The organism is Acinetobacter sp. ACNIH3, assembly GCF_002918965.1.
In the GTDB taxonomy this organism is placed as follows: Bacteria; Pseudomonadota; Gammaproteobacteria; order Pseudomonadales; family Moraxellaceae; genus Acinetobacter; species Acinetobacter schindleri.
On sequence record NZ_PQLP01000026.1, the window covers coordinates 17,514 to 41,859 of the forward strand.

Below are 24,346 nucleotides of genomic sequence, written 5' to 3' on the forward strand. Positions count from 1 at the left end.
CTCATCGAATACTAAAAAGACAGCCGTTGTATATGTTGTTTTTTTATACAAAGGTCTTGCAGTCAATTTATCACGATATAAATATACTATACTCAAATTCAACCTCAGTTACATTGCATTTACAAAATAAAGATCAGACAAAGGAAGATAATAACGATGAGTTTTGCCCCGCAAATCAAGATTCCAGCTACCTATATGCGTGGCGGTACCAGTAAAGGTGTATTTTTCAAGCTGGAAGATCTTCCACCTGCAGCACAACAGCCGGGCAAAATCAGAGACCAGTTACTCTTACGTGTGATTGGTAGCCCAGATCCTTATGGCAAGCAGATTGACGGGATGGGGGGAGCCAGTTCCAGTACCAGCAAAACAGTCATTCTGTCTAAAAGCCAGCAAACTGATCATGACGTAGATTATCTGTTTGGACAGGTTGCAATTGACCGACCTTTTGTCGACTGGAGTGGTAACTGCGGCAACCTGACAGCGGGTGTAGGTTCATTTGCGATTAGTAAAGGTCTAGTAGATTCCTCTCGTATTCCAGAAAACGGCATCTGCACAGTACGGATCTGGCAGGTCAATATTCAGAAAACCATTATTGCCCATGTGCCAATTGTGAATGGACAGGTACAGGAACTGGGTGATTTTGAGCTGGATGGTGTCACCTTTCCAGCGGCTGAAGTTCAGATCGAATTTCTGGACCCTGCCGATGATGATGCCGAGGGTGGAGCCATGTTTCCGACAGGTCATTTAGTCGATCAGCTGGTTGTTCCAGAATACGGTACCTTTGAAGCAACTTTGATCAATGCGGGTATTCCGACAATTTTCCTGAAAGCTGAAGACCTGGGCTATCAGGGCACAGAGCTACAGGAAGATATTAATAGTGATCCGGTAGCGCTCGCTAAATTTGAAACCATTCGTGCTTATGGCGCATTAAAAATGGGATTGATTTTAGATATTACTGAAGCAGCTCAACGTCAGCATACGCCGAAAATCGCTTTTGTATCCCAGCCTAAGGCCTATGTATCTTCAGGGGGGAAAGCGATCACCGAATTAGATACCGATGTATTGGTACGTGCCTTATCGATGGGTAAGCTGCATCATGCCATGATGGGAACCGTCGCGGTTTCGATTGGCACTGCAGCTGCGATTCCAGGAACATTGGTGAATCTGGCAGCAGGTGGGGGGGAGCGTGAAGCGGTGCGATTTGGTCATCCATCAGGGACTTTACGCGTTGGGGCACAAGCTACTCAGGAAAATGGTGAATGGAAAGTGAAGAAAGCTATCATGAGCCGTAGTGCGCGTGTCTTGATGGAAGGCTGGGTACGTGTGCCTGCAGAAGTTTTGAAAGAATAGAATTAATTTAATGAAATCTGCTTATATAAAAAACCATTGTCCGTACAATGGTTTTTTATATTCAGGGCAGCACCTTTAACATTCTAGATAGCTTCTCTTCATTAAAAATGAACTTTGCTCTTTATAGAAAAAAATCAGCAGACGAATTCAAGCTGATAATTCAGGATATTTAGAGGTACAATGCAGGAATAAAGCGGCAAGTTCTTTATTCTTGTCATCGAAAATATATTGAACAACCGATCTGAGGCGAATGTGTCATCTACAACTGAGCTGTCAACCCATGCTTTGACTCAAGCACAACATCGTATTCAACAGGACCTATTGACAGCATTAGATGCTTTTGCCATTCCTGAGCCGCTGAAATCGGCCGTACACCATGCAGTGATGCTGGGTGGAAAACGTGTACGTCCAGCCTTGTGTTATGCCACGGCCACACTCAAGCCAAATCAGAACATTGCTGCTGTGCGTCGTGCTGCAGTCGCAATCGAGTTCATTCATTGCTATTCACTAGCTCATGATGATCTGCCTTGTATGGACAATGATTTGCTGCGTCGTGGACAACCAACCTGCCATGTTGCCTTTGGTGAAGATACCGCGTTGCTTGCTGGCGATATTCTGCAGTCCATGGCTTTTGAAATTTTAGGCAGCCGTCTGTTTGATCAGGGCCCTGCAGTTGAGCCAGCAATTGTATTAAAGCAGATGCAGATTCTGGCTACAGCATCTTCCAGGATGGTCAATGGTCAGGTTTTAGATCTGCAGTCTGAAGGAAAACGAATTGACCAGGAAGCATTAGAAATTATTCACCGTAATAAGACTGGTGCACTAATCTCAGCAGCCATCATGATGGCAGCGGTGACGATTTTTGAAGGTACAGATCTGGCGATTCCGAAACTGCGTGAATTTGGGCAGGCCATTGGTCTGGCTTTCCAGGTACAGGATGATATTCTGGATATCATTTCTGATACTGAAGTATTAGGAAAAACGGCAGGCAAGGATGAACAGGTAGAGAAATCGACTTATCCTGCGCTTATGGGACTCGAGCAGGCAAAACAGTATGCTAAGCAGTTGCATGATCAAGCCTTAAATGCTTTGGCTCACTTCGAAAGTCAGGCTGAAGAATTGACTCAGATTACACAGTTTTTGTTACATCGCAAAAGTTAATTTTCATGGGGATGTAACGCATAAAAAAGAGGACATTTAGTCCTCTTTTTTATTTCAGCTCATTTTATTTGCTTTCATTGTACAGACGTTCTGCCTGTTCAAAACGGTCAGTAATTTCTTCTGTCGGCGCTTTGCCCATCAAGCTCACCACAATAATAGTGATCATTGAACAGATGAAACCTGGAATGATTTCATACAGACCAGTCGCAGCAAACAGATTTTTCCATAGGATCACAACAGTTGCACCCACAATCATACCGGCCAAGGCACCATTCAGGGTCATACGTTTCCAGAATAGTGACAGGATAATCAGTGGGCCAAATGCAGCACCAAAGCCCGCCCAAGCATAAGCAACCAGACCAAGCACTTTAGATTCCGGATTACCCGCCATCCAGATCGCAAGCAGGGCAATCAATAGCACCATCAAACGACCGACCCAAACCAGTTCTTTCTGAGAAGCATTTTTACGCAGGAAAGATTTATAGAAGTCTTCAGTCAAAGTACTTGAGCACACCAGTAACTGACAGCTGAGTGTACTCATTACCGCAGCCAGAATTGCAGCCAGAACCACACCGGCAATCCATGGATTGAACAGAATTTTAGTCAGCTCCATAAATACGGTTTCAGGATTGGCATTGACTACACTTGCCAGTTCTGGATGTGCCTGGAAGTAAGCAATACCAAAGAAACCGGCTGCGACCGCACCACCCAGACACAGTATCATCCATGTCATGCCAATACGACGTGCATTCGGAATCGATTTCACCGAATCTGCTGCCATGAAACGCACCAGAATATGCGGTTGACCAAAGTAACCCAGCCCCCAAGCCAGTAAGGAAATAATCGCAACAAAGCTCAGATCACCCATGACATTCATGGCTTGTGGACGAGCCGCTTCAAGTGCCAAAGTGATTTGTGATATATCTGAGAAAGATAAAATAGCCACAATTGGTGTCAGTAACAAAGCAAAGATCATCAGACCCGCCTGAATCGTGTCAGTCCAGCTGACAGCCAGAAAGCCACCAATGAATACATAACTGATCGTCGCAATCGCGCTAATCCAGAGGGCAGTACTGTATGGAAGTTCAAACATGCTTTCAAACAGACGTGCACCTGCAACCATGCCTGAAGCACAATAAATAGCGAAGAAAATCAGGATCACGAATGCAGAAACCACACGCAGAACTTTTTTCTGGTCGTTAAAGCGGTTCGAGAAATAATCTGGCAAGGTCAAGGCATTGTGCTGTACTTCAGTATGTACACGTAAACGTCCAGCGACCAGGAGCCAGTTTAGCCAGGCACCGATGATCAGGCCAATTGCAATCCACATTTCAGACAGACCTGAAAGATAAATTGCCCCGGGCAAACCCATCAGCAGCCAGCCACTCATATCGGAAGCACCAGCAGAAAGTGCAGTAACAAAACTACCTAAACGTCGGCCCCCTAAGATGTAGTCGGAAAAGTTTGTTGTCGCGCGATAAGCCATCAGGCCAATCACGATCATGGCAACAATATAAAATAGAAAGGTGATTAAGGTTGGATTTAGGGAGCTCATACGGTATCCATTTTTAAGTTGGACAGTAGATCGAAATAAGGATTATGGCAAATGTTATGGTCTTTAATCCGAAAGCCATGCAACATTAAATCCAGAAGATTTCAAAAATAAACGCGAAATTTAACCATAATTTCACAATCTTTGCTGAGATTTTCTTGATTTAAATGAAAATAGGCAGTCATTCGACTGCCTATTTGATTCATATTTCTTAACAGTTAATTGTTGCGACCCATAACGCCACGAATGGTATTCATAATATCTGCTGGCAAGACCACAGTCTTGGCATTTGGAGATTTCGCCATATCCTGCATGGCTTTTACATATTGCTCGCCAAGTAAGTAAGCCACAGGAATTTCTTTATCACCAATCGCCTGAGTCACCATATCAATAGCACGCTGTGAAGATTCAGCCAATACCACTTGTGCTTCCGCATCACGACGTGAGGCTTCAAGACGACCATCTGCTTCCAGAATGGCTGCCTGTTTTTCACCATCGGCTTTAGTTACTGTGGCACGACGTTGACGTTCAGCCGCTGCCTGTTCTTCCATCGCTGCCTGCATGGTATGCGATGGTTTGATGTCCTGGATTTCTACGGTTTTCAGGGTAATCCCCCAATCTGAAATATCATCCGAAATACTGGCTTTCAAACGTGCCTTAATGTGATCACGAGATGATAAGGCATCATCCAGATCCATTTCACCGACAATCGAACGCAATGAAGTCTGAACCAGGTTCTGAATCGCCCAAGAATAGTTTTCAATCCCGTATACGGCTTTTTCAGGTGTAGTCAGGTTAATATAAGCTACGGCATTCATCAGCAAGACTGCATTATCACGGGTAATCACTTCCTGAGAAGGAATATCCAGCACGATATCTTTAGTCGTCACTTTATAAGCAACTTCATCGATATAAGGAATCACGAAGTTCAAGCCAGGATTCAGGGTAGAATGGTATTTACCCAGACGCTGTACAATCCATTTATAGCCTTGAGGAACAATTCGTACACCTTTGAAGATGGTGACGGCCACAAAGACCAGCAAGGCCAATACAATAATAGAACTTATACTCATGTCTTTTTCACCTTTTCCTTTTCTTAATTATTGCTATGTGGTTGTACCACCAGGTCATTGCCGAGAATATCGACCACACGAACCCGGTCGCCAACTTGTACCGGACTGAGGGTACGACATTCCCATTCATCTGAACCGAGGACAGGGAGCGGAAAGCGGACTTTAACTTGACCGTGATCCAGATTGGTTTGAATCACCATCCCCACCTGACCAATGGTGGCCTCACGTGACAGTCCGGCTTTGGTCTTGTCTGTAGACAGCGGTTTAATAAACTTGAACCAGGCCAGAGTACATAGCACAGAGAGAACGATCCAGGTCAGCAGCTGCGTGGTCAGTCCCATCATCGGGAACATCCAGTACAGAATACCCACCATAATGGCCCCAATACCAAACCAGAGTGCAGCAAATGCTGGCAGAATTAACTCTGACAGAATCAGGATAATGCCAAGTACAAACCAGTGCCACGGTTCAAGAACAAATTGCATAAATTAACCTATGTAATTCAAAATTAAATATTCATCATGATTTTTATCTTCACTTCAATGTAGCAGATGCAGCAGCGGATGAATACCTGCAATCCCGATTTAGAACCTGGCCTTGCGTGGCGGTTGTAATGCAGCTGGGGACTTGCTGAAATCGTTGATGGCCTTTTCAATGGCCCGGATTTTTAACTGGGCCGCCTTTTCACCTTCCAGAATCGTTTCATTACTCGATTTCAGATCCAGTGTACCAATATGTCCGACCTTCGGCTGAATGACCACATTAGCCTGAGCCAGTTCTTCATTAATACTTTGCTGACCCATGATATTAATGGTCTGATCCAGCAGGCCAAACATGTTCATGGCTTTGTTGGCATCCGGACGCGCTGAGATATCAACTGCAATGACAATATCCGCTCCCATATCTTTGGCTGTTTTCACTGGAATTGGACTGACTAATCCACCATCGACATATTTGTTACCCCCAATCACCGCTGGCACAAAGACATTTGGAATACTGCAAGAGGCACGTACCGCCTGGCCAGCATTGCCTTTGATAAAGTCAGCCTTACGGCCATTATCCAGGCGGGTAGCTACCGCAGCAAAACGGATCGGGAACTGTTCAATGGGTTTATTGGCCACGTTCTTATTTACATAATCCTGTAGCTTTTGACCGGCGATAATGCCCTGACGGTTTAAAGTCAGATCACGAATATCCGCCTCTTTAAAATTAAGCGCAATTTGTTGCAGCTGATATGGAGTTTTACCGCTGGCATACAGACTGCCGACAAAACTGCCGGCACTGGTTCCAGTCACAATTTTAGGTTTAATTCCATGTGATTCAAGGACTTTAATCACGCCGATATGGGCAAAACCTTTCGCTCCGCCACCACCCAAGGCAAGGGCAATGACAGGTTCACGGGCTTTAAGCGTCGGGGTAACAACAGGTTTCGATGGGCTTCTGTCGCAGGCTGCAAGGCTCAGGCCCAAACAGCCAATCATTGCATAACGAATTAATTTCATTCTAAAAATAGAGGATTAAATAAGCAAATTATGGTTATCAGAGCAAAAAAAAGACATTTTGCCTAGCGTTTTTTCACCAGTTTTTGTAAAGGCTTGGCAATCCAGTCCGGGTTTTTTGCCGAGATCTTGCCTTCATAATGGGCATAGATCTGCTCCAGATCATATTCATAATCACCGGTTAAATGGTATACGCCCAGGATATGAATGGTTTTAATGTCATAGTCAAAAGAAAACATCACAATCGGCAGATTGGCAGCTTTGGCAATATGATAAAAACCGCTACGGATTTTTTCCGGTGCCTTACGCGAACCTTCAGGTGCCATACCTATCCAGATCCGATCAGTCTTGTTAATGATATCAACAATCTGTCGGGTATGTCCTTGAGGAGTATCACGTACCACCGGAACCACACCAATCCATTCCAGAATCGGTTTCAGTGGTGTACGGAATAAACTGTCCTTGCCAAAAATCGTGATCTGAATGCCGAGACCGAGCAGAGCATTAAAGCCCAACCAGGCATCAATATTAGAGGTATGCGGAGAAATGATGGCAACTGCTTTTGGCAGATTTGGAAATTCACCTTCCATTTTCCAGCCTTGAGCAAGAAAAAGCTTTTTATAAAATGTCCGGCTGAATTTACTGCCACGCCCAGGGACTAAAGCAGGTAGGTTAGGAAAGGAAGTATTTGCCATCTTATAAGACTCTTGAATTACGACAATATTCTTTGTTTTTTATTATATTATTGCTTCGTGATAATTTTTTCACTGGCAAAATATCCATGCCAGATGATGTTTTCTGGAATATTTGATCAGCCAAGGACTTTTAATGCCGGCCATGCGCAACCTCTATGTTTTGCTATTTTCCTTATATTGGGCGCAAGGTTTACCGGTGGGATTTATGACGCATGCACTTCCAGTAATTTTGCGTGCTCAAGGTGTATCTTTGACGCATATTGGGGGATTCGGCCTGCTGATGTTGCCTTGGTCAATCAAAGTCTTTTGGGCACCTCTAGTCGATCGTTATGGTTCTACAAAAGGCCATTATCGTAGCTGGATTATTCCCGCACAGTTATTGTCTGTCATCGTACTCATCATCCTGTCCTTTATACCAATTGAGGCATTAAATCAGCCAGTTTATCTGCTAGCTTTTTTTGTGGCGCTGTTATTTATGAATGGTATTGGAGCGACACAGGATATTGCTACGGATGGACTCGCGGTCAATATTCTGAAAAATGACCAGCAACACTGGGGTAATACCTTTCAGGTGATGGGTTCACGTCTGGGGTTTATTGTCGGTGGGGGTGCCATCCTATGGCTTTTGGATGTCCTGCAATGGCAAACGACGTTCCTGATTTTAGCAGCTCTGGTCTTTCTGAATACTTTACCCATACTTTTATTTAAAGAGCCACAACATGAAAACCTGAACGCGATTGCAAAAAACCAGCAAAATAAATTCCAGTTAAAAACCTATTTTCAATATTTTCTCCAACAGCCTACTTTACGCTGGTGGCTGGCGATTCTGGTGACGTTTAAAATTGCGGATGGCCTGTCTGGACCTCTATTAAAACCGTTAATGATAGATATGGGACTGAGTTTTAGCCAGATCGGGATTTACGTGACTATGCTCGGTGCATTTGCGGCACTGATTGGTGCAGGACTTGCGGGCTGGTGCCTGAAAATATTTTCCCGTGCCCGAACTTTGATGGCTTTCTCAATTATCAAAATTATTACCCTAATGGCGTATGCCTGGCTGGCAATGCAATACGAAGCCAAACAGTCAGTTACACCCATGGTGATTTACTTGATTAATGCGGCTGAAGATATGATTTCTGCCATGTTATTAGTCGTGATGCTGACTTTAGTTATGCAATACAGCCGTAAACATCTGGCGGGAACGGACTTTACGTTTCAAGTAGCGATCATGGCGACGGTAAGTGGTGGGCTTTATAGCATAAGTGGAATATTAGGGGATAGATTGGGTTATCAGGATTATCTGTATGGCATCGTTTTTACTGCAATATTGTGCTTAATCCCGATAAACGGTTGGATAAAATACCGTAAAATTGATTGAAAAATTATCTAAATCAAATGTTTGATTAGATATTAGCCTAAAGTACTAAAAAGAATATATAAATACATTTTTAATAATTTTGTAATATAAAGACGTTGTGTATGATTTGTTACAAAATAAACCAAAGGATTATTGAAATGAAAACCAAGTTAGCGACAGCGATTGCATTGAGCCTATTGGCGGGGACAACTCTTGCAGCACCAACTTTCTATGGTGAAATTGACCTTTCTGTTGACCATGTACAGGCAGATAATAAAAATGGCGTAGAAGATCGTCATATTACTGACCTAAATTCAAATAACTCATTCCTTGGTTTAAAGGGTGATGAGAAGTTAACTGACCGCCTAAGTGCACTTTACCAAGCCGAGTTTACTTTTTATGTAGACAATGGTGGAAGCTCTGACACATTCGTACCACGTAATCTTTTAATTGGTCTTAAAGATGAAAAGCTGGGTACAGTAAAATTAGGTAAAATTGATACGCCAGTAAAGCAACTTTCATCTGTAGTAGATACATTTAATAACTATGTAGCTAACAATGCAGATGTGGCAGGTATCATGGCTGGTGAAAACCGTATTGATAATGTACTTGTTTATGAAACACCAGCTTTCCAGTTAGGTGAAGGTAAACTTGAAGGTAAATTACAGCTTGCTACAGGTGAAGGTAATGACACTATTGAGTCAACTAAAGGTGGTTCAACTGTTGCTGGTCGTGGCCTAGGTGATTCTTGGTCTTCTTCAGTTGTTTATAGCGACAAAATGTTCGTTGCTGGCCTGGGCTATGATAAAGCGATCCCATCTCGTTTCTTAAGTCGTGGTTTCTTAAATGCTGATAATACGGATGCACGACGAGGTCAAGATGTTACAGCAAGTCGTAATGTTTTAGCAGAAGCAAATACAATTCGTGCAATTGGTCGTATTAATTTGGATAATGGGCTATCACTACGCGCATTATATCAAACTTCTGATATTGAAAATGCTGATGCAAGTCCAACTCCAGCAAACGCTTTGGTAGCAGCAAATATTGACGATGCGCAAGCATGGTTAATTGGTGCGGAATATAACCTTCCAAATGCTAAAAATTGGACAGTGAAGGGGCAGTACAGCTATAGCGATGTAACGTTTGATGATGCTACTTCTGACTTTGAAGCTAAGCAAATTCTTGCTGGTGTTGACTATGCTTTCTCTAAACAAGTAAAAGTGTACGGTACAGCAGGCTACCTGACGATTGAACAAGGTTCTGATGAAGATAATCAGTTCCTGTTAGGTACAGGTTTCGAATACAAATTCTAATCTAGACTTCGTATTCTGAAAAAAGGCGATGTTTTTACATCGCCTTTTTATATGGAATTTTGTATAGCTTATGACTTTAAACCCATTAGCCGCAGGGTTTGAGCTGTTAAAGTAAACACAAAAGTTTGATGTAACTATTATGACTATACGAGCTGTTTTATTTGACCTGGATAATACACTGACGCATCGTGATTTGAGTGTGCAGGCTTATAGCCGATATCTGGCAGAGCAATATAGCCCGATGCTAAATCTAGCCGATATCGCAAAAATTACCGAGATCGTACGCCGTATTGATAATGGTGGCTATCCGAAAAAAGAACTGCTGACCCATTCCACAATTGGTAGATCAGTCGCTTTTGCGCTTCTGCAAGAATTGTCCTGGAAATCTCAGCCAGCATTAGAAGAATTGAATGATTTCTGGTTCCAGTATTTTGGCCAGTTCGCAGTCGCCATGCCGCAAGCAGAAAACTTATTGCGATCACTTAAAGCCGCAGATTATAAGCTGGCGATTATTTCTAATGGTGGACATGACACCCGCATGAATATTATTAACGGGCTGGGTTTTGCTCATTATTTTGATGAAATCATGAGTTCAGGTCTGGTTGGTATCAGTAAGCCAAATCCTGAAATTTTTCAATATACTGCACAAAAGCTCGCTGTAGCTCCAGAGCATTGTCTTTATATTGGAGACCATCCTGTCAATGATATTCAGGGTGCACAGAATGCCGGCATGTAGACTTTATGGATGGAAGGATTCCATACGCCTTTACAGCAGATAGAACACAAGATCCAGAATCTGGCTCAAGTGCTGGATTATCTCAAACATTAAGTCTGGCGCAGGGTATTGATGGCTTTGATCCATTTGCAATATTCACAGCGCTGGCAGATTGCATCTGGACTAGACAGCAACTCCACGTTGCCGCAATGCAGACAGGCATAATAAGTATCTGGTTCAACTTCCGTAATGAGGTCTTTTTGGGCTTTGGGAAATAAGGGCAAGCCATAACGGACTTCTTCGGGACTGTAAAAGAGTATGCTGAATTTACCATCGCTTTCCAGCAGTCCAGTACGAATTTGTCCCAAATGTTCAGCACCTTGCTGACGCATTTCGGCAAAGAATTCATCATGCGACATTTTGCCTTTGGAAATATGCTCAAGCACCATTTCACCATTTTCCACAATATAAAGCGGTTTGCCTTCGAGCAGATCTTCGAAGGACTGATATTGCATGGTCAGGTAGGTGGTAAGACGGTATAAAATAATGATGGTAGCCATGACGATAAACGCCTGCAGCAAAGGCAGTGTTTCATCGAACATAGGATCGCCTGCGATCGAACCCAAAGCCAAGATAATTGCGACTTCGAAAATAGAAAGTTGACGTACCCCACGTTTACCGGTCAGGCGCAAGAATACAATGATCATGGTATACATGACCAGGCAGCGCAGCAGAATTTCGCCAATAAAGGTCCAGTCAGTGTCATGGATAAAAATCGTGAAAAAATCCATAGGCTTAGCTCATATTTCCTTAAGTGAATTGAGTGTAGCAATGAACTTGGATGCGAAGTTTAGTGATTATGTTTATACAGGTAAGATCTCGGTATCATCGGTTATCGATTAGCCGATGATGAACATGAATTACCAATTTAAAAATATTATATTTTTCAATTAATAACAAAACTATAAAACTCCAACGACATTCAAGTTTGAGAATGGAATCTTTTGTGCTTGTTTCAAATTTCCGCTCTGTTTTAATAATACCCGTCTGAATTTTTTAATATCATAATTATTATTATAGATATTATTTTATTAATAAATCAGTTTCTTAATTATATCGTATGGAAAATTAATGTATGAATATTCATGCATTTTGACAAGATGATTGATAACAAGGGTGAGTGAATAGATGAAAAAGGCCATGTTATGTGCAGTTGCTTTTGGACTAATAAATACGGCATATGCGGATGCAGACTGGGATTATAAGCATACCCATCAGTGGGGTTCACTGAGCGATAAATATGCTGCATGTAATAGCGTAAATCAGTCACCTATTAATATCGAAGGCAGCGTAAAGGCAGAACTGGAACCTTTAAAGTTCAGCTATAACACCATGATTCATGCGATCGAGAATAAAGGTCATACCGTGCAGGTAGATTTTGCTCAAGGTGGCAAATTACAGCTGGACGGCGATACCTTTGTGCTGAAACAGTTTCATTTGCATAGCCCGAGTGAAAATCTGATCAAGGGCAAAAGCTATCCACTGGAAATTCATTTTGTGCATGCCAATACTAAAGGTGAGCTTGCTGTGGTCGGCATGATGTTCGAGCAGGGTGCAGAAAGCCAGATGCTCAAACGTATGTGGAATCGTCTGCCGAAAAAGCAAGGTGAAAAAGTGGTATTAAACAAGCCGCAACCGGTGAATCAGATGCTACCTAAAAACCTTGATTATTATCGCTTTAGCGGGTCACTGACGACACCGCCTTGTTCGGAAGGGGTACGCTGGTTAATTCTAAAAGATATTCAGCAGGCTTCGGCACAACAGATTGCAGCGTTTTCCAAACTTATGGGACATCCGAATAATCGTCCGATTCAGCCCTTAAATGGACGGGTTATTGTTGAAAATTAATTGATAACTCCCTTAAGCAGACTGCGGTCTGCTTTTTTTTATTTGCAGTAAATCAGCAGTCACTTAAAAGTTTTAGGGATAAAATAGCATTTATTTGCTTTGCCTGTTTGCCATGTCTTTTGATTTGAAAACTACTATTCAGCCCGATGCCGATCTTACTCCGCAGCAAAGAAAGCTGAACCGTCTGATTGATAAAATTGAACAGCAGCAGCTTGAACTGAAGCAGTGGCAGCAGGCGCAGGAACAGATTCAGCAATATACCCGTCAAACCTTGATGCCGGTCTATCATGAGTTACATACAGTGCTGTTTCAGCAACTGGAACAGTTATGGAAGCATTTGCATGAGGCAGAATTTTCCAAGGCCGAGGCGACGCAGCTAGATGTTAAAATCCAGTATCTTGCGGCTTATTTAACCGACTCCCAATCTTTATCAAAACAACAGGCCGAGATTGTTAAGGAAATTTATAATTACTATCAACAGCATATTGAACATAGCCAAGCCAGAAAAAACAAAAAGCAAAGCATAAAGGATGTTGAGCTGTTCTTTGCTAATGACGATACTTCGGATCAGGCAGCATCTGAAAATTTTGAAGAATGGGATAGCGAAAAGTATAGTCAGGCACGAGAGCAAGCCAAGCTTAAACGCCAGCAGGAAAAACTGGAACAGGCTGCGAAGTTGGCAGAGCAGTCTTTAAAAGCAGTGTATTTAAAAATTGCTGCAACCATTCATCCAGACCGTGAGCCGGATGAAGCCAAGAAAGTAGAAAAGACTGAGTTACTGCAACGCGCGAATGAGGCCTATGCAGCGCAAGATTTATTTTATTTACTGAAATTACAAATCCAGATTGAGCAGAATCGGGGTGTTTCACAAAAGGGTTTAAGTTCCGAGCAGCTAAAGTTTTATCAACTGGCTTTGGATATGCAAAGCCAGAACCTAGATGACCAGATAGAAGAGATTCTTCAATCGTTGAGCTGGAATAAAAAAGCCCATACAGGCAAGGTCAAAATTACTGATTTATATAAGCAAGTGGATGCAGATACTTTAGCGATGAAAAAGCAGTTAAAAGGGGAGAAAGAACGGTTGAAGTATATGAAGAAGGTAAGTGGGGTAGAGATGTTGATAGAGCATCAAGTTCTTTAGTTTCCCTCACCCCTTGCGAAGCGGTGCTTCTCATCCCATAGGGAGAGGGGGCTCCATTGTGAAATTTATATAGGTATACAAAACAATTACTACGTTCTCCCTTGTAGTGAGAGGTAGGTATGGGTTTTTAATTTAATAACTGACCCAATAATCGAGGTAATTCATCAAATTCTTCAAACCAGATGACATTAACTCCTAATTCCTTAAAAATAAGTTCTTGTAAATTATGGTGTCTTTTTAAAAAAGACTCTTCAATTATTATAGATTCATTTTCTTTTTTATTTGAGATTTCTTTCAGTGATACGCGTTGTAAGAGAGCATAATGATTTGCATTTGGATTACCATTTTGAGCAATATCTAAGAGTCTCCGTAAATTAGGGTCGTCCATTGAAAGACCTATCATCACACAAGTATTATCTCTAAAATTTGCTAATTGAACAAGATTTGACCAGTGATATGGGTTTGAATACATACGATGATATCCTTCTTCTGAGAATACCATTTCAATTAACTCTAAGTTTCTATAATGACTAGATTGTTCGGGTATAAATCCATGCACGTGATAGATTGGTAATTCTTCGTTAGTATAAGTTGCATTTTGAAAATATATGGCTTTGTTTTTTAAGTTTAACTGTTCAAAATGTTGTTCAAGTAAGTCGTCAAAATTGTAATTAATTATGGAATGGATTTTCGCTCCAATTCTGGTGGGCAAACATAACTTTCCTATAATTTTAATTAATTCAGATTGTCTAGGTTTTTCATTCTTATATAAGTTTTTTCTCAGAAGTTCGATGAAATCATTACTGTTTTCTTTATCGTCCGTAGCTAATCCTTTTCTTAAATATCTAGCTGATAATAAAGCAGATTTTAAATGTTTCTCTGAGAAATTTTTATTTATATCTTGGATGGATTCTATGAAGTCACCAACTTCAATTCCTAATACATTATTATCTGAATTGATATTAATTAAATAAGTAATAAATAAGCCAGATATCAATTCATTCCAACTCGGCAGATTAGCACTGCATGACACTCCAGCACCTATAAGTAAAGTTGTTTTACCACTTTCATTATATATCTGTCTTAAATCTAAAATTAATTTAGTCCGTTTTGCTTTCCAGTCATCTTCTTTATTGAAAACAGCTTCTTGAATCTTTGCAGAGAATAAGTTTTTGATGATTTTTTCAGTAAAATTTTTATTTTTATTAATGATTTTATTAATAAAATTTTTATTTAAAAAATTAATTTCTATACCTAATGAGTTTATTTCTTTTAGTAGATTTTCATCTGGCTTGAAATCATTTAGATGGATAATTAATAAAGTCTTGTAATTTATATTATTACTAAAGACCAAATGATGGACTAAAGCATTAAAGTAATTAGGAGTTATTTGTGGCTTAAACTCTATAACGATTGGGGGTTTATAATTTTCATAAGAATCGAGTAGATATAAATCATATGTTGCACTTTCACTAATTTTGTAATCACGGTCAAACGTGATAGATTTCTTTTTAATATCTTCAGAAATTATAGAGCGTATTAATATTTCTATATTGTGATTAATTTCATTTTCACTTAATTTGTGATCATTTTTTAGATTTAATAATAATGTGTCGATATTCATAAAAACAAAAAGAAGCCCCTAAAGACTTCTTTTTACACAAAAAAGATTAATTAAGCAACACATTAAAGCGCCGCAATCTGCTCCATATTCGCTTTAATCTTCGCTAACTGATCAGCAAACTCAGCAAGTTTTACTTTCTCACCTTCAACCACAGCAGCAGGTGCTTTCGCCACAAAACCTTCATTACCAAGTTTAGTGGCAATTTGGTCATGTTGCTTTTGAACCTTGTCTAAGTCTTTTTGTAGACGACCCAGTTCTGCTTTAGGGTCAATTAAGCCCTTCATTGGAACGTATACAGACACGTGACCGACTACAGAAGATGAAGACAATGGTGGTTGTTCGCCATCAGCCAAGAAGGTGATGCTTTCAACTTTCGCCAGTGCTTTGAACAGCGCTTCAATACGTGTGATCTGTGCTTTTTCAGCTTCAGTCGTGTTTTGCAGCAGAACAGGCAACAAACGAGCATTACCTAGACCCATCTCACCACGGATGTTACGTACTGCACCAATCAAACCTTGAAGCCATTGCATATCTGCTTCAGCTTGGTCGTTAATTAACGCTTGGTCAGCAACAGGGTATTGCGCCAACATAATCGTTTCGCCAGTGATGCCGAGTTTTGGCGCAAGGGTTTGCCAGATTTCTTCTGTTAGGTAAGGCATCAACGGATGAGCCAAACGTAAAGACGCTTCCATTACCGAAAGAAGAACACGACGTACTTCAGCTTTACGCTCTTCAGACACATTTTCGTCATTGAGGACAGGCTTAGTCAGCTCAACATACCAGTCACAGTATTCATTCCAGATGAACTCGTAAATCGCTTGTGCAGCCAAGTCTAAACGGTAGGTTGCAAATGCTGTTTGCACTGCTTGTTCCGCTTTTTGTAAACGGCTCACAATCCATTGTTCAGGCAATTCCCAGAGGTCTTGACGTGCTTCTGAACCAATCGTTTGGCCTTCGACATTCATCATCACGAAACGTGTTGCGTTCCAGATTTTGTTGGCAAAGTTACGGTAACCTTCAACACGTTTCATGTCGAACTTGATGTCACGACCGGTGTTGGCAAGCGCACAGAATGTGAAACGAACCGCATCTGTACCGTAAGATTGAATCCCTTCAGGGAATTCTTTACGGGTTGATTTTTCAATCTTCGCCGCTTGTTTCGGATTCATCAAACCTGTGGTACGTTTTTGTACTAAAGTTTCTAAATCTACACCGTCAATCAAATCGAGTGGGTCAAGGACATTACCCTTAGATTTAGACATCTTCTGACCTTCACCATCACGTACCAAACCATGTACATACACAGTTTTGAACGGTACTTGAGGTGTACCATCTTCATTTTTCATGAAGTGCATCGTAAGCATAATCATACGAGCAACCCAGAAGAAGATGATGTCGAAACCTGTTACCAATACATCAGTTGGGTGGAAGGTATTTAAGAAATAGTTTTCTTTATCTTTCGCTTCGTCGCCAGTCCAACCTAAAGTTGAGAATGTCCAAAGACCAGATGAGAACCATGTATCCAGTACATCTTCATCTTGGTTCAACTCAACATCGGCAGGAATGTTGTTTTTCGCACGTACTTCAGCTTCGTCACGACCCACGTAAACATTACCTTCAGCGTCGTACCAGGCTGGAATACGGTGACCCCACCACAATTGACGTGAGATACACCAGTCTTGAATATTGTTCATCCACGCCATGTACATGTTGCTGTACTGCTCAGGAACGAACTTGATACGACCATCTTGAACCGCTTCAATTGCAGGTTTCGCAAGTGGCGCGATTTTCACATACCATTGATCCGTCAATAACGGCTCAACGATCACACCTGAACGGTCACCGCGAGGTGGTTTCAATGTGTACGGTTGAATTTGGTCTAACCAGCCTTCAGCTTCCGCTTGTTCTACTAACTTTTTACGAGCTTCGAAACGCTCTAAACCAACATAGTCCGCAGGGGCAGGAATGGTTTTAGAAATTTGCTCGCCTGCTTTCGCGATGTATTCAAACTCAGCCAACACTTCAGCATTTTTGTTGAAGATGTTGATGATTGGCAATTCGCAACGTTTGCCCACTTCATAGTCATTGAAGTCATGCGCAGGGGTAATTTTTACACAGCCTGTCCCGAATTCTTTGTCGACATATTCATCTTTAACGATTGGAACCGCACGACCTGTAATAGGTAAGATGATGTTTTGTCCGACCAAGTGCGCATAACGTTCATCATCCAATGCAACCGCAACCGCCGTATCACCGAGCAATGTTTCAGGACGTGTTGTTGCCACAACGATGTGATCTTTACCATCGTGGGTACGCAATGACTTGTCTTCAAAGAAATATTTGAAGTGCCACAGCGAACCTTGTTCTTCTTTATCAGACTCAACTTCCAGGTCAGACAGGGCAGTTTGTAGTTTAGGGTCCCAGTTCACCAGACGTTTACCACGGTAAATCAGACCTTCTTCATGCAGTTTAACGAACACTTCTTTCACTGCGTTAGATAGGCCTTCATCCATGGTGAAGCGTTCACGAGACCAGTCAACTGAAGAACCTAGGCGACGGATTTGACGGGTGATATTACCGCCAGACTGTTCTTTCCATTCCCAGACTTTTTCGATGAACTTTTCACGACCCAGGTCATGACGGCTGATGCCTTGTGCACCCAACTGACGCTCAACCACCATTTGCGTTGCAATACCTGCGTGGTCAGTACCCGGTTGCCAAAGCGTATTTTTACCTGACATACGGTTATAACGGGTTAAGGCATCCATGATGGCATTGTTAAAACCATGACCCATGTGCAAGCTACCGGTGACGTTTGGTGGCGGAATCATGATACAGAAAGACTCGCCTTTTTCAGACGGCTTGAAGTAACCGCGCTCTTCCCAGGTTTGGTACCATTTTTTCTCGATCTCGGTCGGATCGTAAGTTGTAGCAATATTTTGCGCTGAATCAGTCATAGTTCGAACAGATCAAAAGTGGATAAAAAATTGCATCTATTGTAGCAAAAAAAATGGCGGCTGCGGCAGCTTAACCAAAAGCAAACTTTAAGCAATTGGCAGTAAGCTGAACTCATCGTATGATAGCAACAGTGCCAGACAACTCATCACAAAATTTAAATAACAAGATGAATATTAAGGATAAGAAGATGAGCTATAACATTTCCCTGAAAATACAGCCAGAAACTCACTATCGTTTCCGCGATATTCATTCCCGTCTCAATAGTGGTGATCAAACCAGTCTATCCAAAGCCCTGGGTGAAAGCCTGACGGATATTGCCTGCGAAATTATCGATCAGGTCTTTGGCCGCCTTGCGCGTCTTTCAAATTCTGCGGATCGCGAGTCTGAAAAAGTCGTTCAGCAAATTGTTGAGACCACACGTAAATATATGCCATGGTCAGTGTCATTTTTTGGCAATGAACGGCTGATTCCAATGGTGAATTATCTTTATGAAATGACCCATGAAATTGAAGGCGATTATTATGTGCGTTATCCCATTCAGAAGACACTGGCGATCGAATTACTCGGCTATGTAAAAGAAATGGAAAGTGGCAATCATCACTGTGTTTCACCTGCCTTAAAGACTTTTATTGAAGTGGTGGATCAGGGGGTTACCCATCTGGTACGTCAACCCAAAAACATGCTGAAGTTCAATATGGTGGTTGATAAAACCCTGAATGGTGTGATTAATTTAACTACGCAGCTCGGTTATAAGCGTTTTGACAAGTTGGGAAGCCTGTATGATGCACCGACTATCAGTCATTACTTTGAGCATTTTTTAGCGTTTTTAGAAGATGAAGTAAAACAGACATCGGATATTTAAAAGAGATAGAGGGATCAATGGCAAAGCTGGAAAGTTTAAATGGAAAAGTGGTCTGGATTACCGGAGCATCTTCAGGGATTGGTAAGGCAGTCGCGCAGGTATGTGCGTCACAGGGAGCGCAGGTAGTTTTAACGGCACGCCGTTTTGAAGAACTGGAAAATGTGCGTCTCAGTTTGCCTAATCCTGATCAGCATCTGTCTGTCATTGCTGACATTACCGATGAAACCCAGGTGGAAAAAGCCTATGCCAAGGTTTTGGAAAATAAAGGCCGGATTGACTGGCTGATCAATAATGCCGGTTTAAGTCAGCGTGCCTTGATTGCTGATACTACCATGCAGACTGAACGCGCCATTATGGAAGTGGATTATTTCTCGCAGGTGTTTTTGACTAAAACGGTCTTGCCAACTTTCTTGAAACAGCAGTCTGGACGTATTGCATTTATTTCCAGTGTAGCAGGTTTGCTGGGCACCCAGTATCGCGCATCCTATTCCGCTGCCAAAGGTGCAATACATATGTGGGCGAATAGTCTGCGTGCTGAAGTGGCGGATCAGGGTATTCAGGTCTCAGTGATTTTCCCGGGCTTTGTCAAAACCAATGTCTCTTTTAATGCCTTAAATGGTGAAGGCAAACCGCAAGCCAAGCAGGATGAAGCAATTGAAAATGGTTTAGAGGCTGATGATTTTGCTAAACAGACGGTGAGGGCATTACAGCAGGGCGAGGAATATATTGTAGTTAGCGGCAAGAAAGAAAAACTGGGCGTACTGGTTTCACGTATTTCACCAAAGATGCTGTATAAAATGATTCGCAAGACTAAAGTGAAATAAGTTATCGAGCATAAATAAAAGGGCAGGAGTGCCCTTTTTTTGATATTTCTTAAAAAGAGAAAATTAAAATAGATCTTTTTCATAAATCAAAACATGATCGTTATATTCATATTTAAATTTCCGTCTCCCTCTGGGATGAGAAGCATAGCTTAGCAAGAGAATGAAGGGATTTCTTAGAAAAAAACCTCTCCTGCAAGGAGAGGGAATTCCCTTTATAGTGATTCCATAATGATTTATGGAAGAACTCTAATATATGTACCATTTATTTCTGGAGAATCTGATCCAAAGAGTACAGTTCCGATAACACGGATATGCAGAAAATTACCTTTTCACTCTGGTACTTAAGCCAAAAGCCGGTATGTTAATTAAAAATAACAGCCAACTGGAATAAGCTCATTCGATGAAAACACCGGTGCCAGACTACCTCAAGCATGTTTTAACTTCCTGCCGTGACAATGAAAAAGGTGCCTTGGCAGATTATATTCCTGAGCTGGCAGCAGTCGATCCAGATAAGTTTGCTTTGGCACTTTCCACCGTAGATGGCACGATCTATTCCACCGGTGATGACGAAGTTGAGTTTACCATGCAGTCCATGTCCAAGCCCTTTGCCTATGCCTTGGCTTTGCAGAAAGTCGGCTTGACCAAGGTCATGGAAAAGGTGGGCGTGGAACCTTCGGGCGAAGCCTTTAACCAGATTTCACTGGAGAAAGATTCCAATATTCCAAAAAATCCGATGATAAATTCGGGTGCAATTACCACCCACTCCTTGATTCCCTATAAACGGACAGTGTCCCGTGCAGAGCAATTGCGCCGTTTTTTAAGTGGTTTGGCTGGGCGTGAACTGAGTTTTGATACCGATGTATATACCTCCGAACTGAAAACAGCGTTTCGTAACAGATCCTTGGGCTATATGCTGCGTACCGTGGGGGTGCTGGAAGAAGATCCGGAAGCGATTGTGAATGGTTATATCAAGCAATGCTCAATCAAGGTGACGGTCAAAGACCTGGCGATGATAGCCGGGGTACTCGCCAACGGGGGAATTCAGCCACAGACTGGTAAAAAATTGCTGGACCGTTCTGTAGTGCGGCAAGTCCTGAGTGTGATGCTCACTTGCGGCATGTATGATGCAGCTGGTGACTGGCTGACCACGGTGGGTATTCCGGCCAAAAGTGGGGTTGCAGGCGGTATTATCGGCGTGTTACCTGGACAGGTGGGTATCGCCGTGTTTTCTCCGCGAATTGATGAGCATGGACATAGTGTACGTGGTGTCGATATTTTTGAGCGTATGTCCCGGGAAATGGGGCTGCATTTAATGGAAGGGACGCCATCGGCACAAACCATTTTGCAAAGTCGTTATCTCACCGGTAAACGTGATCATGTGGTGGTATATGAACTACGTGGCGTATTGCAGTTTACTGAATCGGAAATGCTGCTGCGTATTTTGGAAAATGAACCGGAAGGCAAAAAACGAATTGTGTTGGATCTGACCAATTTGACCTTAATTCATAATGTTGGTGCCCGAATGTTATTTGAAGGTGTGGCCCGTTTGAAGAAGGATGGTCATCCAGTCGTGGTGGTTGATTCGGAAGGAATTTTGAGTGAAGCCCAGATGAAGGGTAATAAAAGGGTCGTGGTCAAAGAAAAACTGACCAAGTATCTGGAAAAATTTCAATAGACGTTTTTCTGCCAGCTTGCTTCAGAATAGGATATCTGTCAGTAAATAAAAAAGCCCCGATAATGTGAGGCTTTTTTCAAATCTTGAAATTCTTATTTAATATGTTCAGCAATATCCGTAAAGATTACGCCTAACCCATGTGCACCTGCATCATGATAGCCCAAGCTACGGTCACCGACCGTACCGGCACGACCCATACGCGCCACGATATCTTTGGTGGATTCTGCACCTTTTACTGCCGCCGCTGCACCCAACACAAAGTTTTCTTTAAACGTCTTGTGGGTATTGGCTGACCAGGAATCTGTACATGGCACTAAGGCATCAATCAGGGTCTTGTCACCAACAACTGCTCCACGGCCAAATGAACGTTCGCCGGTAACTTGAATGCCTTTCACTGCTGCTTGCAGCATCTCGGCAAAATCTGCCACAGTTAATGTGGATTTGCCTTGAATGGCTTTACTCGCTGCACGAAACGCTGAACCCCAGATCGGGCCCGATGCACCACCACAGTGTTCCATAATAATCATTGAACTATTTAGCAAGAATTCATCCATGTGCTGGGCTTGAATCAGGCTTTGCCATTCGCGTTTCAGCTGTTTAAAACCTTTAGCTACACTCATGCCAAAGTCACCATCACCTGCATGGGCATCCAGCTCGCAGAATGGCACTTCGTTTTTGATAATGCAGGCAGCCATCACATCGACTACATAACGCATATTTTCAATCGTGAACTGTTCATTTTGAATTTCAGCATGTTCGGGCTGAGTTTCGACTTCCGTATTTATTACATCTTCTGCTGCGGCATTTTTTGTTGAGAAGATTAAAGGCTGTGCGGCTGAACCATCCATTTTAAGAGCGGGCGTGTTCGCCTCTGCATCTAAATAGCCTTTTAGTTCATCATCCACAGCTAGCAATGACACCGAAGCACCGTTCATGTCGATACTGGTCATGTAGTTGCCGACAAAAGTACGGTAAATCTTGATGCCTTTGCGCGCCAAATGTTCGCACACATCGTTATTAAAGACATACAGCTCTTGCATTGGTGTTGAACCAAAGCCGTTGACTAGAACAGCAACTTCAGTCAGATCAGGGCGATCGAGGAACAAGTCATCGATAATACGTTGTGCCAGCTCTTTGGATGGCAGGATTTTTTCACGGCGGATACCCGGTTCGCCGTGGATGCCGACGCCGTATTCCATTTCATCATCGGCTAGGGTAAAGGTCGGTGTACCTTTGGCAGGAACAGTACATGAGCTATAGGCAAAACCAAGGCTAATCACGTTATTTGCTGCTTTTTGAGCCACAGCTTTGACTTCCGCAAGCTCTAAACCTTTTGATGCTGCTGCACCTGCAATTTTATGTACAAATACAGTACCCGCCACGCCACGACGGCCGACTGTGTAGAGGCTGTCTTTGACTGCAATATCATCTGCTACTTTTACATAATCGACTTTAATGCCATCTTCTATAGCTAAAGCTGCACCATTCTGGAAATTCATCATATCGCCAGAATAGTTTTTGATGATCATCAACACGCCTTTGTCCGTTGCGACATGTTGCAGGGCTTTATAGACTTGAATTTGCGAAGGTGAGGCAAAGACATCGCCACATACGGCAGCATCTAACATGCCTGTACCGACAAAGCCTGCGTGTACAGGTTCGTGACCACTGCCACCGCCGCTGATCAGTGCCACGTTATTGTGTTTTTGTTTACGTGAAATGATTTTGTGGGATTCGGTAAATTGTAGTTCAGGGTGGGCAAGGACAAAGCCTTTGCACATTTCGACAACCAGGTTTTCAGGGTTGTTGATGAGTTTTTTCATTGAAACACCAGTAATTATTGATTTGGGAGATAAATTTAAGGACCTATTATTATGGAAAGTGACTGAGATTGCTGAATGAATAGTGTTAAAACGGATGATTTTGGTGTGATGGGTTAGAAAAGGGGCTGTTTTTGATGTATATATTTATGAAAAGAATCCCCCTAAATCCACCTTTGCAAAAGGGGGATTTAGGGGGATTCTAAAAAAGAGAATAAAAATGAAACCTTACAATGAAAATTTAAAACAAGCATCGCGTGATTTACGCAATAACATGACAGATGCTGAAAAGCTGTTATGGTCACGGCTTCGCAATAAGCAAATTTTAGGTTTGCAGTTTTATAGACAAAAGCCCATTTTGAATTACATCGTGGATTTTTACTGTCCTGCTCCAAATTCGGTGATTGAGTGTGATGATAGGCGACACTATTATACAAAGGGAGCTTTGGAAGCTAGTCTTTGAATAGTTTAGATTTTGCTAGGCTTTTGATTTGTTAAAGTGGAAGAAGTATGAGAATTGATCTATTGCGTAAGGAAAAAATATAGCTTAATATTTAATCAAATAATTGAATTATATATAAAATATTATGGCTATTGAACTCAATTTTTTTGAGATAGAAGAACAGAATTTTGATATCGAAGTTTATATCCATCCTTATAATAATTGCCTAATATATGAGAAAGAAAATAAAAAATTTAAGTTAGAAAGAAATGGGAATTTACTAGATTATGAAGTTTCTTTCTTTGAGAGAGAAGATTTTGAAAAAATTACTATTTCAAGTTTTAAAAATAAATTTTTAATATTGTGGTATATAAGTA

18 protein-coding genes and 3 pseudogenes are annotated in these 24,346 nt (G+C 41.9%); 12 read left to right on the plus strand and 9 right to left on the minus strand.

Translation table 11 applies throughout. From position 1 onward, the window contains the following. Positions 1–156 precede the first annotated feature (156 nt). Positions 157–1,350: a 2-methylaconitate cis-trans isomerase PrpF gene (prpF, locus tag C3420_RS11005; RefSeq protein ID WP_103800528.1), complete on the plus strand. Its 1,194-nt coding sequence runs from the start codon at positions 157–159 to the stop codon at positions 1,348–1,350. A 252-nt stretch (positions 1,351–1,602) separates the two neighbouring features. After that, complete coding sequence (locus C3420_RS11010; RefSeq protein WP_103800529.1) at positions 1,603–2,511, plus strand: polyprenyl synthetase family protein; 909 nt, start codon at positions 1,603–1,605, stop codon at positions 2,509–2,511. A 64-nt stretch (positions 2,512–2,575) separates the two neighbouring features. Here C3420_RS11010 and putP read toward each other — a convergent pair whose 3' ends face one another. From putP to C3420_RS11035, 5 genes are all read right to left on the minus strand, one after another. Next, a complete protein-coding gene (gene putP / locus C3420_RS11015; protein WP_103800530.1) occupies positions 2,576–4,066 on the minus strand; it encodes a sodium/proline symporter PutP in 1,491 nt (496 codons plus the stop codon). A gap of 215 nt (positions 4,067–4,281) precedes the next feature. Beyond that, positions 4,282–5,136: an SPFH domain-containing protein gene (locus C3420_RS11020; RefSeq protein ID WP_004810953.1), complete on the minus strand. Its 855-nt coding sequence runs from the start codon at positions 5,134–5,136 to the stop codon at positions 4,282–4,284. Between the two features lie 23 nt (positions 5,137–5,159). Beyond that, complete coding sequence (locus C3420_RS11025; RefSeq protein WP_004810952.1) at positions 5,160–5,621, minus strand: NfeD family protein; 462 nt, start codon at positions 5,619–5,621, stop codon at positions 5,160–5,162. 99 nt (positions 5,622–5,720) lie between these two features. Then, on the minus strand, positions 5,721–6,638 hold the full coding sequence (locus tag C3420_RS11030; protein ID WP_103800531.1) for a patatin-like phospholipase family protein: 918 nt from the start codon (positions 6,636–6,638) through the stop codon (positions 5,721–5,723). A 62-nt stretch (positions 6,639–6,700) separates the two neighbouring features. Continuing rightward, positions 6,701–7,330, minus strand: coding sequence for a 1-acyl-sn-glycerol-3-phosphate acyltransferase (locus C3420_RS11035; RefSeq protein ID WP_103800532.1), 630 nt, complete (start codon positions 7,328–7,330; stop codon positions 6,701–6,703). A gap of 133 nt (positions 7,331–7,463) precedes the next feature. Between C3420_RS11035 and C3420_RS11040 the strand changes: the two genes are divergently transcribed. From C3420_RS11040 to C3420_RS11050, 3 genes and pseudogenes are all read left to right on the plus strand, one after another. Then, positions 7,464–8,708 carry an MFS transporter gene (locus C3420_RS11040; protein ID WP_103800533.1) on the plus strand — a complete coding sequence of 415 codons (1,245 nt, stop codon included), beginning with the start codon at positions 7,464–7,466 and terminating at the stop codon, positions 8,706–8,708. A 137-nt stretch (positions 8,709–8,845) separates the two neighbouring features. Then, on the plus strand, positions 8,846–10,000 hold the full coding sequence (locus C3420_RS11045; RefSeq protein ID WP_103800534.1) for a porin: 1,155 nt from the start codon (positions 8,846–8,848) through the stop codon (positions 9,998–10,000). 139 nt (positions 10,001–10,139) lie between these two features. Next, a pseudogene (locus C3420_RS11050) lies at positions 10,140–10,829 on the plus strand (HAD family hydrolase). Here the strand turns inward: C3420_RS11050 and C3420_RS11055 are convergent. After that, a complete protein-coding gene (locus tag C3420_RS11055; protein WP_103800535.1) occupies positions 10,826–11,506 on the minus strand; it encodes a DUF421 domain-containing protein in 681 nt (226 codons plus the stop codon). The pseudogene C3420_RS11050 and the gene C3420_RS11055 sit on opposite strands and share 4 nt — an antisense overlap. A 397-nt stretch (positions 11,507–11,903) precedes the next feature. On the opposite strand from C3420_RS11055, the gene C3420_RS11060 reads away from it, so the two are divergent. Next, positions 11,904–12,623: a carbonic anhydrase gene (locus tag C3420_RS11060; RefSeq protein WP_103800536.1), complete on the plus strand. Its 720-nt coding sequence runs from the start codon at positions 11,904–11,906 to the stop codon at positions 12,621–12,623. 112 nt (positions 12,624–12,735) lie between these two features. Further along, positions 12,736–13,764 carry a molecular chaperone DnaJ gene (locus C3420_RS11065; RefSeq protein ID WP_103800537.1) on the plus strand — a complete coding sequence of 343 codons (1,029 nt, stop codon included), beginning with the start codon at positions 12,736–12,738 and terminating at the stop codon, positions 13,762–13,764. A 127-nt stretch (positions 13,765–13,891) separates the two neighbouring features. Here C3420_RS11065 and C3420_RS11070 read toward each other — a convergent pair whose 3' ends face one another. Both C3420_RS11070 and C3420_RS11075 read right to left on the minus strand, forming a co-directional pair. Further along, complete coding sequence (locus C3420_RS11070) at positions 13,892–15,388, minus strand: SIR2 family protein (protein WP_103857232.1); 1,497 nt, start codon at positions 15,386–15,388, stop codon at positions 13,892–13,894. Positions 15,389–15,450: 62 nt separating this feature from the next. After that, positions 15,451–18,345, minus strand: a complete 2,895-nt coding sequence (locus tag C3420_RS11075) for a valine--tRNA ligase (RefSeq protein WP_103800539.1) — start codon at positions 18,343–18,345, stop codon at positions 15,451–15,453. Positions 18,346–18,533: 188 nt separating this feature from the next. Here C3420_RS11075 and C3420_RS11080 point away from each other — a divergent pair, with 188 nt between their 5' ends. The 3 genes from C3420_RS11080 (at position 18,534) to C3420_RS11090 (ending at position 21,707) form a co-directional block, all read left to right on the plus strand. Next, complete coding sequence (locus tag C3420_RS11080; protein WP_103800540.1) at positions 18,534–19,208, plus strand: hypothetical protein; 675 nt, start codon at positions 18,534–18,536, stop codon at positions 19,206–19,208. 17 nt (positions 19,209–19,225) lie between these two features. Beyond that, a complete protein-coding gene (locus C3420_RS11085; RefSeq protein ID WP_103800541.1) occupies positions 19,226–20,032 on the plus strand; it encodes an SDR family oxidoreductase in 807 nt (268 codons plus the stop codon). A gap of 400 nt (positions 20,033–20,432) precedes the next feature. Beyond that, positions 20,433–21,707 carry a glutaminase gene (locus C3420_RS11090; protein WP_103800542.1) on the plus strand — a complete coding sequence of 425 codons (1,275 nt, stop codon included), beginning with the start codon at positions 20,433–20,435 and terminating at the stop codon, positions 21,705–21,707. 92 nt (positions 21,708–21,799) lie between these two features. On the opposite strand, the gene dhaK is transcribed toward C3420_RS11090, so the two are convergent. Continuing rightward, on the minus strand, positions 21,800–23,530 hold the full coding sequence (gene dhaK, locus C3420_RS11095; RefSeq protein ID WP_103800543.1) for a dihydroxyacetone kinase subunit DhaK: 1,731 nt from the start codon (positions 23,528–23,530) through the stop codon (positions 21,800–21,802). Between the two features lie 217 nt (positions 23,531–23,747). On the opposite strand from dhaK, the pseudogene C3420_RS11100 reads away from it, so the two are divergent. Both C3420_RS11100 and C3420_RS11105 read left to right on the plus strand, forming a co-directional pair. Then, positions 23,748–23,981 (plus strand): annotated as a pseudogene (locus tag C3420_RS11100) (endonuclease domain-containing protein); the annotation flags it as partial. A gap of 133 nt (positions 23,982–24,114) precedes the next feature. Then, a pseudogene (locus C3420_RS11105) lies at positions 24,115–24,346 on the plus strand (hypothetical protein); the annotation flags it as partial.